The organism is Pseudomonas cerasi, assembly GCF_027983475.1.
Lineage (GTDB): Bacteria > Pseudomonadota > Gammaproteobacteria > Pseudomonadales > Pseudomonadaceae > Aquipseudomonas > Aquipseudomonas cerasi.
The window spans coordinates 830,947-846,125 of record NZ_JAQJVM010000001.1 but is presented as its reverse complement, the minus strand read 5'-3'; the positions used below and the strand labels follow the sequence as shown (position 1 = coordinate 846,125).

The following is a 15,179-nucleotide window of genomic DNA, read 5'->3' as shown; positions in this document are numbered from 1 at the left end:
CAGCCCCTCAATTCTTTTCGCTGTGAGTCATGGCGGTGTAGAACACCCATGACACCAACAGAATGATCAGGAAATACACCAGCGAGAACGAGGCCGCAGGCCCCAGGTCGAACTGCCCGAGCGCCATGGTGGTCAGGGTCTGACTGAGGAAAGTAGTGGAGTTGCCCGGCCCGCCACCGGTCAGCACGAACGGCTCGGTGTAGATCATGAAGCTGTCCATGAAGCGCAACATCACCGCGATCAGCAGCACGCTTTTCATCTTCGGCAACTGGATGTGCCGGAAGATCGCCCAACCGGACGCACGATCGATGCGTGCCGCCTGGTAATACACATCCGGAATTGCCCGCAACCCTGAATAGCAAAGCAAGGCCACCAGCGAGGTCCAGTGCCAGACATCGATGACCAGCACCGTCACCCAGGCATCCGAGGCATTGGCGGCGTAGTTGTAGTTGATGCCCAGCACGTTGTTCAGCGTGTACCCCAGCAAACCGATATCACCACGGCCGAAGATCTGCCAGATCGTGCCGACCACGTTCCACGGGATCAGCAGTGGAATGGTCATCACGATCAGGCACAACGACGACCAGCGCCCTTTGGTCGGCATGGTCAGGGCAATCGCGATACCCAGCGGGATCTCGATCAGCAGTACACAGCCCGAATAAATGAACTGACGCAGCAGCGAGTCATGCAGACGCGGGTCCTGCAGGACCTGCCGGAACCAGTCAGTGCCTACGAAATAGCGGCTGGACTGGTCGAAGATGTCCTGCACTGAATAGTTGACCACAGTCATCATCGGGATAATCGCGCTGAATGCCACCAGCAGAAACACCGGCATCACCAGCCACCAGGCCTTGTTGTTCTGAACCTTACGCATGGGACACCTCACTGGCAGGGCCGGCTTCGATCAGGTAATCATCTGCATAGAGCATCAGCCATTGCCCCGGAAAGCTGATCCAGGCCTGGCCTTGCGGCACCGGTTTGTCTTCCTGCAGCCGCACCTTCAGCAGTTGCCCACCCAGTTTCAGGGTGATGATCTTGTAGGTGCCGAGGTCTTCCACATAGGTCACGTCGGCACACATCGCATCGTCGTAAGGTCCGTCCCAGACATGAACGAACTCGGGACGAATGCCTGCTTTCAGACTTTTCCACGGTGTATTGGCGAGCCGTTGCTGCAACGACTCAGGCAGCGGCAGGTGAATATCCGCAAAACCGACGCCGCCCGGCTGCGGCGTAACGTCAATCAGATTCATCCCCGGGCTGCCGATGAAATAGCCGACAAAGGTGTGCGACGGCTTCTCGAACAGCTCCCGCGGCGTGCCGAACTGGACGATCTGACCGCCATACATCACGGCGATCTTGTCGGCGAAAGTCGACGCCTCCAGTTGATCGTGAGTGACGTAGACCATGGTGATATTGAACTGCTCGTGGATCTGCTTGAGCTTGCGCCGCAGCTTCCACTTCAGGTGTGGGTCGATCACAGTCAACGGTTCGTCGAAGAGGATCGCCGACACGTCATCGCGCACCAGCCCGCGACCCATGGAGACTTTCTGCTTTTCGTCCGCGCTGAGGTTGCGCGCTTTCTTTTTCAGCAGCGGCTGCAGGTCCAGGACATCGGCAATTTCGTTGACCTTGATGAGAATCCGCGCCTCGTCCAGGCCCTGATTGCGCAACGGAAAGGCCAGATTATCGAACACCGTCATGGTGTCGTAGATCACTGGAAACTGGAAAACCTGAGCGATGTTGCGACGCTCCGGGGGCAGCTCATTGACTACTTTCGAGTCGAACAGCACCTGGCCCTGCGACGGACTGAGCAGACCGGAAATGATGTTGAGCAGGGTTGACTTGCCACACCCGGAAGGCCCGAGCAGCGCGTAAGCACCACCCTGCTCCCAGACGTGGCTCATCTCGCGAATTGCATAGTCGTCAGGACCGGGCTTGGCACTGTAGCTGTGCGCAAGGTTCTGCAAGCGGATCTCGGCCATCAGGCAACCCTCGCCATACGCAGGCCCGGCGCCTGAATCAGGCCGCCCTGCTGATCGAATACAAACAGTTTGTGGGTCGGGATGTACACCCGAATCGCCGCATCGACGTCGTAGGCATGCACGCCTGGCAGATGCAGGACCAGCGAGAACAGCTCGTTGCGCACATGCAGGAAGGTTTCCGAACCACTGATTTCCGCCAGCTCGACGGTGACCGCCAGTTCCAGATCGTCATCGTTGGACGGCACCAGGCTCAAATGGCTGGGGCGCACGCCGAAACGATATTCGCCGTCGCCGACAGCCCGCAGGTCGACGTTGAGCGGGAAATGCACGAAGTTGGCGAAGCTGACTTCATTGCCGTCTATACGGCCCGGCATGAGGTTGATCGGCGGTTCGGAGAACAGCTCGGCGGCCAGCACAGTCGCGGGTCGATGATAGACCTCAGGGGTCTTGCCGCTCTGCACCACCCGCCCTTCATGCAGGATGGTGGTGGTGCCGCCCAGCGCCAGCGCTTCATTGGGCTCGGTAGTGGCGTAGATGGCGATGGTATGGCGAGCGGCGAACAGCTCACGCATTTCCTGGCGCAGCTCTTCGCGCAGCTTGTAATCGAGGTTGACCAGCGGTTCATCGAAGAGGATCAGCTCGGCGTCCTTGACCAGCGCTCTGGCCATCGCGGTGCGCTGCTGCTGCCCACCGGACAGTTCGAGGGGATGGCGTTGCAGGAATTTTTCGATGCGCAACATCTTCGCGGTTTCCTGCACCCGGCTGTGGATCACATCTTTGGACAGACCGGCCTGACGCAGCGGCGAGGCGATGTTTTCGAACACCGTCATGCTCGGGTAATTGATGAACTGCTGATAAACCATCGAGACGTTGCGCAGACGAACCGGACGATGGGTGACATCGACCCCGTTCATCAGCACTCGCCCGCTGTCCGGCTTGTCCAGCCCGGCCATCAAGCGCATCAGGCTGGTTTTGCCGGACAGGGTGCGCCCCAGCAGAACGTTGAATGATCCCGGCTCAAAGCTCAGGGAGGCGTCGTCGATCCAGACCTGGCCATCGACGGCGCGACTGACATGCTCCAGCGTGAGTGACATGGCGTGCCCTTTGTTGTTTTTTTCTTAAGGGTGAATGCGTGACTGTTTGCAGATAGCGACATTCGTGCCAGCTCAGGCGGATCGCCGGTGAGGCCCGAAACAGAGCGTTCGCCCGTATTCAGGGGACGAAACACCTTTCACAGCTGAACAATAATGAACAGAAAATACTGAACACTTGAACAAAATGAACATTGACTTTGAACAAAACTGAACGACACTGGACGGACGTTGCGGGCAAGGATGGTCACGCCGACGGGACCTAAAAACAAAAACAATACGTCATATTCGCAGGCATCCTCATGTCTCAAACCAGCGCTTCGCTTGCTCACGACATCATCATTCAGGATTCATGGACCCGCTGCCGGGACTTCGGCCTCAGTCATCAGACGCGCCCCTCATTCGGCCAACTGCCGGGGGCGGAGGTTTCCAGGCTGCTGGAGCGCCATCGCGGACTGGTACAGACCACCCATCAGGAGGTGCTGCCGGTCTACGAAAACATTCTCAGCAACTCCAGCTGCCTGATTCTTCTGGCCGACCCTCAAGGTCAGTTGCTCAAGTCCTGGGGTGCGCAACGCTTCGTCGAATCGTCCCAGGCTCAGGGCTTCATGCCCGGTGCCAGCTGGAGCGAACGCGGCACGGGCACCAACGCCATCGGCACGGCGCTGGCCTGCGAACAGGCCATCCATATCGAACCGGACGAGCATTTCCTCAAGGCCAATCGCTTCATGACCGGTTCGGCCTCACCGATCTTCGACGCCGACAGGCGCATCATTGCCGTGCTGGATGTGTCCAGTGACAGCTTCCTGCCACCCTCGCACACGCTGGGCATGGTCAAAATGATGAGCCAGTCGGTGGAAAACCGCCTGATCCTCGACCAGTTCCGCGATTCCCACTTCCAGCTGATCTTCAATACCGGTCTGAACAACCTCGATAGCCAATGGGCTGGCCTGCTGATTTTTGACGAAAGCGGCCAGATCCTGTGCGCCAATCGGCGTGCCGACGCCCTGCTGGGGAAGACTCCGGCCGGCGCCAGCATCGAGACGCTGTTCAAATGTCCGATCCTGCAATTGCTCAGCGAGACCGAAGCGCGTCCGTTTGCATTGCATGCATTTGGCAACAATCGCTTTCAGTGCCTGCTCAAGCGGCCGACCCGCAAGCCGCTCAAGCTGCACAGCGTACAGCCAGTTCAGGCACCCGTGGCGCCGCAGAGTCTTGACCTGGAGGCGATCAGCCTGGGTGATGCAAAAATCGAAAAAGCCGTGCGTCAGGCGCAGCGGCTGCTGGAAAAGGACATTCCGCTGCTGATCCACGGGGAAACCGGGGTCGGCAAGGAAGTGTTTGTCAAAGCCCTGCATCAGGCCAGTGCGCGCGCCGGCCAGCCTCTGATCGCCGTCAACTGCGCAGCGATCCCGGCCGAACTGGTCGAGGCCGAGCTGTTTGGCTATGAAAGAGGCGCCTTCACCGGGGCCAATCAGAAGGGCAGCATCGGCCTGATCCGCAAGGCCGACAAAGGCACGCTGTTTCTCGACGAGGTGGGCGACATGCCGATGCCGGTACAGGCGCGGCTGCTGCGCGTGCTTCAAGAGCGCTGCGTTCAGCCACTGGGCAGCAGCGAGTTGTATCCGGTCGACATACGCCTGATTTCAGCCACCAACCGAAGCCTGCGCGATCAGGTCCAAGCGGGGCTTTTCCGCCAGGATCTTTATTACCGGATCAGCGGCCTGAGCATCGAACTTCCTCCCCTGCGCGAGCGGACTGACAAGCATGCGCTTATCCAGCGAATCTGGGAGCGGCACCGTGATGCCCATCAGCGTGCAGGCTTCTCCAGAGAGGTACTTGAGTTATTCGAGCATCACCCTTGGCCGGGTAATCTGCGCCAGCTCAACAGTGTGATTCAGGTGGCGCTGGCACTGGCCGACGAACAGCCGATCGGCACTGACCATCTGCCCGAGGACTTTCTGCTCGATGCACAGGTGAATGAGGAATGCCCTATCCCGGTCAGAACTCAGGAATCGGCCACGCGCCTTCACGCGACCGAAGACCTCGGCCAATTGTTTCAAGCGGCAGGCGGGAATATTTCACAGTTGGCCAAACGTCTGGGCGTCAGCCGCAACACACTGTACAAGCGGTTGCGGGAACAGCGGATCGTTTAGTGTTCGACGCTCGGCAGGCCGAGCATCGAGGACAGGACGCGGAGCGTCCAGAACAGCATGCCCACGCTGAGCGTGGGCACGATAGTCTTCCGCGTCATTATCGTTCCCATGCTCCGCGTGGGAATGCACTTCATGACGCTTCGCGTCACCCAGCCGCCTTACTTGATCAGTCCGCCAGACGCCAGGTGGTGCCGCCCTTGCCGTCTTCCAGAAGCACACCCATGGCGGTGATCTGGTCGCGGATACGGTCGGACTCGGCCCAGTCTTTCGCGGCACGCGCAGCCAGACGCGCCTGAATCAGCGCCTCCACTTCAGCCGCATTAACCCGCCCTTCCGCGCCAGCGCGCAAAAAGTCGTCGGCTTCGAGTTGCAGGACACCCAGCACGCTGGCCAGTTGCTTCAAGCGCGCCGCCAGACCCGCCGCCGCTGCGACATCGGACTCACGAAGACGATTGATCTCGCGAACCATCTCGAACAGCACCGCGCAGGCTTCAGGTGTACCGAAGTCATCGTTCATCGCCGCGCTGAAACGCTCGACGAACGCCTCGCCACCCGCAGGCTCGGCAAGCGGCAGGCCCTTGAGCGCGTGATAGAAACGCTCAAGTGCCGCCTTCGACTCACGCAGGCTGTCTTCGGAATAGTTGATCGCGCTGCGGTAGTGGCTCGACACCAGCAGGTAACGCACCACTTCCGGGTGGTATTTCTCCAGCACGTCGCGGATGGTGAAGAAGTTGTTCAAGGACTTGGACATCTTCTCGCCATTGATGCGAATCATGCCGCAGTGTAACCAGGCATTGGCGTAGGTCTTGCCGGTGGCCGCTTCGCTCTGGGCGATTTCGTTTTCATGGTGCGGAAACTCGAGGTCGCTGCCGCCGCCATGAATATCGAAGGTCTCGCCCAGGCAGCAGGTCGACATCACCGAGCACTCGATATGCCAGCCGGGACGTCCTGCACCCCAGGGCGATTCCCAGCTCGGCTCGCCCGGCTTGACACCTTTCCAGAGCACGAAGTCCAGCGGATCCTCCTTGGACTCGTCCACTTCGATGCGCGCGCCGATGCGCAGGTCTTCGATCTTCTTGCGCGACAGCTTGCCGTAACCCTGAAACTTGCCGACCCGGTAATACACATCGCCGTTACCCGGCGCATAGGCATAGCCCTTGTCGATCAGGGTCTGGATCATGGCGTGCATGCCGGGGATATGATCGGTGGCACGCGGTTCCATGTCTGGCTTGAGGATGTTGAGGCGCGCCTCGTCCTCGTGCATGGCACCGATCATGCGCGCGGTCAGTGCATCGAACGACTCACCGTTTTCCCGCGCCCGGTTGATGATCTTGTCGTCGATATCGGTGATGTTGCGCACATAGGTCAGTTCATAACCGCTGAAGCGCAGCCAGCGCGTCACCAGATCGAACGCAACCATGCTGCGGCCATGGCCCAGGTGGCAGTAGTCGTACACGGTCATCCCGCAGACGTACATGCGCACCTTGTTGCCATCCAGCGGCTTGAAAACTTCTTTGCTCTTGGTGAGCGTGTTGTAGATAGAAAGCACGTGCTCCCCCTCAAACGTACAGCATCAGGTCCAGGAATCCCGCAACGTCACGGTGCGGTTGAAGACAGGTCGACCAGGTTTGGAGTCCTTGATGTCCGCGCAGAAATAACCTTCGCGTTCGAACTGGAAACGGTCTTCCGGCTGCGCTTGGCCCAACGAGGGCTCGGCGCGACAACCGGTCAGTACTTGCAGGGAGTCCGGGTTGATATTGTCCAGAAAGCTTGCGCCCTCTTCGGCTTTTTCAGGGTTTGGCGAACGGAACAGACGATCGTACAGACGCACTTCGCACTCTATGCTCTCGGCTGCCGGCACCCAGTGCACGACGCCCTTGACCTTGCGGCCTTCAGGATTCTTGCCCAGGGTGTCCGGATCGTAGGAGCAACGCAGCTCGACGATGTTGCCGTCGGCATCCTTGATCGCTTCATCGGCGCGGATCACATAGCTGCCACGCAAACGCACTTCGCCATTGGGCTCAAGACGCTTGTAGCCCTTTGGCGGCTCTTCCATGTAATCGTCGCGGTCGATGTACAGCTCACGCGAGAACGGCAGCTCGCGCATGCCCAGGTCCTCTTTCGGGTGGCGCGGCAGTTCCAGCTTCTCGACCTGACCTTCCGGGTAGTTGGTGATGACCACTTTCAGCGGGCGCAGCACGCACATGGCGCGCGGCGCGCTGTGGTCCAGGTCGTCGCGGATGCTGAATTCGAGCATGCCGAAATCGACCACGCCGTCAGAGCGGTTGGTGCCGATCATTTCGCAGAAATTGCGAATCGATTTCGGCGTGTAGCCACGACGACGGAAGCCCGACAGCGTCGACATACGCGGGTCATCCCAGCCACTGACGTGTTTCTCGTCAACCAGTTGCTTGAGCTTGCGCTTGCTGGTGATGGTGTAGTTCAGGTTCAGGCGCGAGAACTCATACTGGCGCGGCTTGCACGGCACCTGCAGGTTGTCGAGGAACCAGTCGTACAGCGGACGATGGCTTTCGAACTCCAGGGTGCAGATCGAGTGGGTGATGCCTTCGAGGGCATCCGACTGACCGTGGGTGAAGTCATAGATCGGGTAGATGCACCACTTGTCGCCGGTCTGATGGTGATGCGCATGACGAATGCGGTAGATGATCGGGTCACGCAGGTTCATGTTCGGCGAGGCCATGTCGATTTTGGCGCGCAGTACACGAGCGCCATCCTCGAACTCGCCGGCTTTCATGCGCGCGAACAGGTCGAGGTTTTCCTCGACGCCGCGCTCGCGGAACGGACTGTTCTTGCCCGGCTCGGTCAGGGTGCCGCGATATTCGCGCGCCTGTTCGGGGGTCAGATCGTCAACGTAAGCCTTGCCCGCCTTGATCAGCTCGACCGCCCAGTCGTGCAACTGGTCGAAATACTGCGAGGCGTAGCGCACTTCGCCCGCCCATTCGAAGCCCAGCCACTTGACGTCACTCATGATGGCGTCGATGTATTCCTGGTCTTCCTTGGCCGGGTTGGTGTCATCGAAACGCAGGTGCGTATCGCCACCGAACTCCTTGGCCAGACCGAAGTTCACGCAGATCGACTTGGCGTGACCGATGTGCAGGTAGCCGTTGGGCTCCGGCGGAAAGCGGGTCACGATTTTGCTGTGCTTGCCCGAGTCCAGGTCTGCCTGCACGATAGGACGCAGGAAATTGGTCGGTACGGCTGGACCTGCCTTTGAATGGGCAGCGGGTTCTGGAGTGGGCTTGCTCATAGGATCCTTGGACATACGTGCGCGGCCAGGGTAGGCCGACTAAATCAAAGCGCTTATCATAGCCGAAGCTGTCAAGTCCCTGACAACAGACTGCGTATTTGAAGGCATAAAAGCTGCAAAAGCGCTGAAAAATGTAACCTCGTCTGTAAACTGCGCGTCAGGGTCATAATCTGCCCATTCATGCATGACTAGAGAGCGACTTCCCAAATGCCTAATGTAAAGCTGACTACCAACCACGGCGACATCGTGCTGCAACTGAACGAAGAAAAGGCGCCGCTGACCGTTGCCAACTTCATCGAATACGTTAAAGCCGGTCATTACGAAAACACGGTTTTCCACCGTGTGATCGGCAACTTCATGGTTCAGGGCGGCGGTTTCGAGCCTGGCATGAAAGAAAAGAAAGACAAGCGCCCGAGCATCCAGAACGAAGCCGACAACGGTCTGCCGAACAAGAAGTACAGCGTCGCCATGGCCCGCACCATGGAGCCGCATTCGGCCTCTGCGCAGTTCTTCATCAACGTCGCTGACAACGCCTTCCTGAACCACAGCGCCAAGACCGTTCAAGGCTGGGGTTACGCTGTATTCGGTGAAGTGATCGAAGGCACTGACGTCGTCGACAAGATCAAAGGCGTGGCAACTTCCAGCAAGGCCGGCCATCAGGACGTCCCGGTAGAAGACGTGATCATCGAGAAAGCCGAGATCGTTGAGTGATACTGCTGATCTCCGATCTGCACCTTGAACAGGAGCGCCCGGACATTACCCGGGCGTTTCTGGATCTGCTCGCAGGACGCGCTCGCGACGCCGAGTCGCTGTATATCCTCGGGGATTTTTTTGAAGTCTGGATCGGTGACGACGCGATGTCGCCGTTCCAGCTTTCGATCTGCAAGGCCCTGCGCGAGTTGAGCGACAGCGGCACACGAATTTTTCTGATGCACGGCAACCGTGATTTCATGCTCGGCAAGGGTTTCTGCAAGGCAGCAGGCTGCACGCTGCTGAGTGACCCGAGCGTCGTGCAGTTGAACGGTGAGCCGGTGCTGCTGATGCACGGCGACAGTCTGTGCACCCGCGATGAAGGTTATATCCGGATGCGTCGCTATCTGCGCCATCCGCTGACGCTTTTCATTCTGCGCCATTTGCCGCTGGGCACCCGCCATAAGCTGGCGCGCAAGTTGCGTAATGAGAGCCGTGCGCAAACCCGTATGAAGGCCAACGATATTGTCGATGTGACGCCGGACGAGGTGCCGCGGATCATGCAGCAGTTCGGCGTGCGTACGTTGGTCCACGGTCACACTCATCGTCCGGCGATTCATAAGTTGCAGATTGGCGATCAGGCGGCCAGGCGCATTGTGCTGGGTGACTGGGATCGTCAGGGCTGGGTGTTGCAGGTGGATGATCAGGGTTTCAGCCTGAACCCGTTCGACTTTGTGCCTGAAACGACTGCGCTGTTGAATTGATTGCGCGGTAACGGCTGAGAGCACAGCGGCTCTGCGACTTCAGGTGGATTGAAGTCCGACTCAGACTCTCGTTCCCACGCTCCGCGTGGTAATGCAGTTCGTGACGCTCCGCGTCACATAGCGGTTCTGCGCCTTCAGCTGGATTGCCGTTCGGCTCAGGTCACCTTTTCGCCCCTCGACGACTCACTTTGAGGGGCCAAAGTGAGCAAAGTCCCCGCTCCTGTTTCCGGCCCGACTTCGTCGGGTTCCTTCGCCCTGTCACTAACGTCGCACTCTGCGTCGTCTGTGCCATCGCGGTTGAAAAAGCACTTTAGAGCAGTTTGGCCAAAGGCACGGTTCAGATAGGCGCATAAGAAACTAGTGCCCGCCCCCTGCCGCAGGCCCGGCCTTGGCGGCGAATGGAGGTTTGGCCAGCCAGACGAGCAGGATCAGTCCTGCGAATATCCAGCCCAGCAGGTAGAAGTAATCCACGGTGGACATCATGTAGGCCTGGGCGTTGAGGGTCTGCTCCAGTTGCGCGTAGGCCTGCGGGCTGGCGCCGCCCAGGCTGTCAAGGGCGTGGCGGGTGGCTGGGTCGAAGGTGCTGATGTTTTCACTCAGGTAGGCATGATGCTGGTTGGCGCGGCGAATCCAGATCCAGGTGGTGAGCGAGGCTGCGAAGCTGCCACCCAGGGTGCGCAGGAAGGTTGCCAGCCCTGAACCATCGGCGATCTGATTGGGCGGCAGGTCAGACAGCAGAATACTCAGAGTCGGCATGAAGAACAGTGCCACGCCAATGCCCATGAACAACTGCACCATCGCCACATGCTCGAAATCCACGTCGGTGTTGAAGCCTGCACGCATGAAGCAACTCAACCCCATCGCCAGGAATGCCAGCCCGGCCAATAGACGCAGATCGAATTTGTGCGCGTACTTGCCGACAAAGGGCGACATCAGTACCGGCAGGATGCCAATCGGCGCGACGGCCAGCCCAGCCCAGGTCGCGGTGTAGCCCATCTGGGTCTGCAACCACTGCGGCAATATCAGGTTGATGCCGAAGAAGCCGGAATAGCCGCCGATCATGACCAGTGTGCCGATGCGGAAATTGCGGTAGGCAAACAGGCGCAGGTTGACGATCGGATGCTTGTCGGTCATTTCCCAGATCACGAAGAAGGTCAACGCGACCAGCGAAATCAGCGAGCCAAAGATGATGAAGTTCGACTCGAACCAATCCAGATCATTACCCTTGTCGAGCACTATCTGCAGCGCGCCCACACCGACGATCAGCGCTATCAGGCCAATATAGTCCAACGGCTGACGAGCAGTCGTGACCGGCCTTTTGGCCATCTGGGTACGCACCACCAGCACGGCGAACAAGCCGATGGGAATGTTGATGAAGAAGATCCAGGGCCAGCTATAGCTGTCGGTGATCCAACCACCGAGGATCGGACCGGCAATGGGCGCCACCACCGTCACCATCGCCAGCAATGCCAGGGCCATGCCTCTTTTGGCGGGTGGGTACACCGCAATCAGCAGGGTCTGACTCATCGGATACAGCGGACCGGCGACCATGCCCTGCAGCGCGCGAAAGCCCACCAGTTCCGGCATGGACTGGGAAATACCGCACAGGAACGAAGCCATCACGAACAGAATGGTGGCCCACAGGAACAGCTTGACCTCACCGAAGCGGCGACTGAGCCAGCCGGTCAGTGGCAAGGCAATCGCGTTGCTGACCGCAAACGAGGTGATCACCCAGGTGCTCTGCTCCGAGCTGACACCCAGATTGCCGGCGATGGTCGGCAGCGCCACGTTGGCAATCGTGGTATCGAGCACCTGCATGAAGGTCGCCAGCGACAGACCGATGGTGCACAGCAACAGGCTTGGCGGGGTAAAAGAAGCGGGGGCGTTGTTGCTCATCGCGAATCCCTGAAGACGAATGCGACACCCCGGCCAGCAGGCCGGGGCTCACGGATTGGCGGTTCAGCGCTGAACGGCAGTCTTGCCACCGGGCGCACTGTTCTCGTGAATCAGGCGGGCGATCAGCGCGTCGGCGTCAGCCAGTTGCTCGGTGTACACCTGAGTGCTGAAGGCCGCCTGTTTGCGCGGCTGTTGCGCCAGGACCGGACCGCTCTGGTCATGCAGATTGACTTCAACCGTGGTCGACAGGCCGATACGCAACGGGGACTTCGCCAGTTCTTCAGGGTTGATGTGCACCCGCACCGGCACACGCTGGACAATCTTGATCCAGTTGCCAGTGGCATTCTGCGCAGGCAACAACGCAAAGGCACTGCCGGTACCGGCCCCCAGGCTGTCGATGGTGCCGCTGTACTTCACATCGCTGCCATACAGGTCGGAGCTGATCTCCACTGGCTGACCGATGCGCATCTTGCCCAGTTGGGTTTCCTTGAAGTTGGCATCGATCCACAACTGATCCAGCGGAATGACCGCCATGGTTGCAGTGCCCGGCTGAATGCGTTGCCCCAGTTGCACGGTGCGCTTGGCGACGTAGCCGGTGACCGGTGCCACCAGCGTCGAACGTGCATTGGCCAGGTAGGCCTGACGCAACTGTGCGGCCGCAGCCTTGACGTCCGGGTGTGATGACACCACGGTGTCATCGACCAACGCCACGCTGGTGCTGAGTTGCTGCTGAATATTGTTCAGGGCGCTCTGCGCGCTGGTCAGGCTGTCTCTTGCGTGCGACAGCTCTTCCTGGGAAATCGCCCCGCCGGCTGCGAGGCTGCGACGACGGTTATAGTTGTCCTGAGCGGTCTGCACCGCAGCACGCTGCGCGGCCAGTTGCGCTTTCATGCCATCGACGTTGCTGTAAAGGCCGCGCACCTGGCGCACAACCTTGCCCAGATTGGCCTCGGCGCTCTGCAACGAGACTTCGGCATCGCTCGGGTCAAACTTGAGCAGGACCTGCCCTTCGTGCACCAGATCACCATCGTCGGCACCAATACTGATGACGGTTCCGGTGACCAGCGGGGTGATTTCGACCACGTTGCCATTGACATAGGCGTCGTCGGTCTCTTCGCTCCATTGGCCGTAGATCTCGTACCAGGCCCAGATGCCCAGTGCGAGGATCACCACGACAATGGCAAGCCCGATCAGCAGGAACTTGCGCTTGCCAGACTTCGGCTCCTGTTGAGGAGCCTGGGCAGATGTGTTTTCAGCGGCAGCAGTGGCCATGGCAGTTACCTTTAATCAGCGAAGCGACGGAACGACGGCGATCAGGCTCACGCCTGCCAACACGTCGGCTGCTCAGCTTTTAGCTTTGGGGTTGAAGCTCAAACGAGTCAGGGTGATGTGGTCATCGGCAGCCACCAGCACCTTGGTGAGAATTCTTTTCAGGCTCTCGACCTCTTCACTGTCGAGCGCGGCGAACGTGTCATTCATCGCGTCGGCGCCAATCTGCGGCAACAGATCGGAAAGCGCCTGTCCCTGCTCGGTCAGCGCCAGACGCACCTGACGACGATCGGTCGCGGAGCGCTTGCGCACCACCAGCCCTTTCTGTTCCAGACGATCGAGCATGCGGGTCATCGAACCGCTGTCCAGTGACAGGTGCCGACACAATTCCACGGGGGTATCGGTAGAAAACTGGGCAATGATGATCAGCACCTTGAACTGCGCGAACGTCACGTCATAGGGCAGCAGGTACTTGTCGAGCATGCGGTCTTTGAGCGCATTGGTACGACCGACCAGCAGCCCGATGAGGCTGGATTCGAAATTGTCGGGGCTGAAATGTTTCACGGATTGACCCAGATAGCTGCCTAGGCAGTGATTGCAAAATATTACTGCCTAGGCAGCCGTTGTCAAAGCATTTATTAGCGTGCTTACTAAATCCCCATAAAAAAACGACCGCTGGCAAGGCGGTCGTTTTGGGGGGCGGACGTGCGAGAGGAATCAGGCGGCGACAGGGACGCCACTGTGAAAGCGGAACTCTTCGTCAGGACTTTCGATCAGCTCACGCTCGGCCAGACGGATCTCCTCGATCTTGGCATCGACATCAGCCTTGTCGCCATAGCTGTAAGCCAGCTTGAGGTAGTCCTGAAAGTGCCGCGCTTCGGACTTCAGCAGACCGCCATAGAATTTGGCCAGCTCTTCGTCAAGATGCGGCACCAGCGCGGCGAATCGCTCACAGGAACGAGCCTCGACGATGGCACCGACGATCAGCGCATCGGTCAGCCGGTAGGGGTTGTGATTACGCACCAGCTTGCGCAGCGCTCCGGCATAACGGGCCGAGCTGATGTTGGCCATGGGGATCTGGCGCTTTCTGATAATGCTGATGACTTGCTCGAAGTGGCGCAGCTCTTCCCGGGCCAGACGCGACATCTTGCTCAACAGGTCGAACTTGTCGTTGTACTGAAACATGAACTGGAACGCAGCCCCGGCGGCCTTCTTCTCGTTGTTCGCATGGTCGATCAGCAGGATGTCCAGATTGCGCAGCGCGGCCTGGACCCAGCTGTCGGGGGTGCGGCAAAGCAGAAAGGCTTCGATTTCAGGGATCGGGTACATAGGCTCACAGAATGACGGAGAGGCACGGCCGCGCATTATACGAGGAGCCACGGTACCTCGCGACACAAAAGCATGCCGGTTTTGTCAGGCGCCGAATGCGTCGCGCAGAAAGCCCGGCGCGATATAGCGCTGATAGTGCGCCTCGGAGAGCAGGAAAAACTCGCGGTCGATGGCATCGCGCAGTTCCGGCAGCGTCCAGTCGCGAAACTCCGGCAACAACACGAAACCGTAGGCCTCGACCTGGCTGATGACCCGTGCGCCACGGGCGATCAACTGGTAAGCCCAGCAGTATTCGGACTGGTGTGGCACAAAGCGGATCTTGCGCTGGGTCAGCTGCGCACGCAGCTTGTCGGCATCGAAGACTTCGAGCTTGGCAGTCATCACCTGGACCAGCAGTTGCTCCAGACGCAGCCAGACCGCTCTTTTTTCATCCTCGTTATAGCCGTTCCAGTGGATGACCTCGTGGTGGAAGCGCTTGCAGCCACGGCACACCAGATCCCCGTAAACAGTGGAGCAAAGGCCGACGCAGGGGGTTTTGATAATGTAATCGGGCATGTCAGGCAGGACTGGGGAAGGCGAAACAGGGGCTCATGTTAGCCCTTTGTCTAAGCAAGTTCACCCCCGAAGATGTAGGGGCTAACTTACCTTCGGCAAAGTTTTGGCGTAGAATCAGCGAGCCTTTTAAGGCGCCAATGTCCGTTGGAAGCTGTTTTCAAAGCGTCACGAGCACAGTC

General features: G+C 59.2%; 13 protein-coding genes. 3 read left to right on the top strand and 10 right to left on the bottom strand.

The genetic code is table 11. From position 1 onward, the window contains the following. Positions 1–7: 7 nt before the first annotated feature. From PI739_RS03800 to PI739_RS03790, 3 genes are read right to left on the bottom strand one after another with little or no spacing between them, the layout of a single operon-like run. A complete protein-coding gene (locus tag PI739_RS03800; RefSeq protein ID WP_271351488.1) occupies positions 8–874 on the bottom strand; it encodes a carbohydrate ABC transporter permease in 867 nt (288 codons plus the stop codon). Then, positions 867–1,982 carry an ABC transporter ATP-binding protein gene (locus PI739_RS03795; protein ID WP_004414067.1) on the bottom strand — a complete coding sequence of 372 codons (1,116 nt, stop codon included), beginning with the start codon at positions 1,980–1,982 and terminating at the stop codon, positions 867–869. The genes PI739_RS03800 and PI739_RS03795 overlap by 8 nt, the downstream gene beginning before the upstream one ends. Further along, a complete protein-coding gene (locus PI739_RS03790; RefSeq protein ID WP_004414069.1) occupies positions 1,982–3,076 on the bottom strand; it encodes an ABC transporter ATP-binding protein in 1,095 nt (364 codons plus the stop codon). The genes PI739_RS03795 and PI739_RS03790 overlap by 1 nt, the downstream gene beginning before the upstream one ends. 299 nt (positions 3,077–3,375) lie before the next feature. On the opposite strand from PI739_RS03790, the gene PI739_RS03785 reads away from it, so the two are divergent. Then, a complete protein-coding gene (locus PI739_RS03785; protein ID WP_004414071.1) occupies positions 3,376–5,229 on the top strand; it encodes a sigma-54-dependent Fis family transcriptional regulator in 1,854 nt (617 codons plus the stop codon). A 166-nt stretch (positions 5,230–5,395) separates the two neighbouring features. Here PI739_RS03785 and cysS read toward each other — a convergent pair whose 3' ends face one another. Next, positions 5,396–6,778 (bottom strand): cysteine--tRNA ligase, encoded by a 1,383-nt coding sequence (gene cysS, locus PI739_RS03780; RefSeq protein ID WP_003368543.1) that lies wholly within the window; start codon positions 6,776–6,778, stop codon positions 5,396–5,398. Positions 6,779–6,802: 24 nt separating this feature from the next. Beyond that, positions 6,803–8,497, bottom strand: coding sequence for a glutamine--tRNA ligase/YqeY domain fusion protein (locus tag PI739_RS03775; RefSeq protein WP_054081165.1), 1,695 nt, complete (start codon positions 8,495–8,497; stop codon positions 6,803–6,805). A gap of 207 nt (positions 8,498–8,704) precedes the next feature. Between PI739_RS03775 and PI739_RS03770 the strand changes: the two genes are divergently transcribed. Together PI739_RS03770 and lpxH are read left to right on the top strand one after the other, a co-directional pair. Continuing rightward, complete coding sequence (locus PI739_RS03770; RefSeq protein ID WP_003404493.1) at positions 8,705–9,208, top strand: peptidylprolyl isomerase; 504 nt, start codon at positions 8,705–8,707, stop codon at positions 9,206–9,208. After that, positions 9,205–9,951, top strand: a complete 747-nt coding sequence (gene lpxH / locus PI739_RS03765; RefSeq protein WP_058396639.1) for a UDP-2,3-diacylglucosamine diphosphatase — start codon at positions 9,205–9,207, stop codon at positions 9,949–9,951. The genes PI739_RS03770 and lpxH overlap by 4 nt, the downstream gene beginning before the upstream one ends. Positions 9,952–10,308: 357 nt before the next feature. Here the strand turns inward: lpxH and PI739_RS03760 are convergent, their stop codons facing one another. The 5 genes from PI739_RS03760 to PI739_RS03740 form a co-directional block, all read right to left on the bottom strand. Further along, positions 10,309–11,868, bottom strand: coding sequence for a DHA2 family efflux MFS transporter permease subunit (locus tag PI739_RS03760; protein ID WP_223272521.1), 1,560 nt, complete (start codon positions 11,866–11,868; stop codon positions 10,309–10,311). A 42-nt stretch (positions 11,869–11,910) separates the two neighbouring features. Further along, complete coding sequence (locus PI739_RS03755; RefSeq protein WP_004414082.1) at positions 11,911–13,119, bottom strand: HlyD family secretion protein; 1,209 nt, start codon at positions 13,117–13,119, stop codon at positions 11,911–11,913. Positions 13,120–13,191: 72 nt separating this feature from the next. After that, the gene (locus PI739_RS03750) at positions 13,192–13,680 is read right to left on the bottom strand and encodes a MarR family winged helix-turn-helix transcriptional regulator (RefSeq protein ID WP_003368537.1); all 489 of its coding nucleotides are present in this window, start codon (positions 13,678–13,680) and stop codon (positions 13,192–13,194) included. Positions 13,681–13,833: 153 nt separating this feature from the next. Further along, complete coding sequence (gene miaE, locus PI739_RS03745) at positions 13,834–14,445, bottom strand: MiaE family protein (RefSeq protein ID WP_003368536.1); 612 nt, start codon at positions 14,443–14,445, stop codon at positions 13,834–13,836. Positions 14,446–14,529: 84 nt separating this feature from the next. Beyond that, positions 14,530–15,000 (bottom strand): DUF1289 domain-containing protein, encoded by a 471-nt coding sequence (locus tag PI739_RS03740; RefSeq protein WP_002554470.1) that lies wholly within the window; start codon positions 14,998–15,000, stop codon positions 14,530–14,532. Positions 15,001–15,179 lie beyond the last annotated feature (179 nt).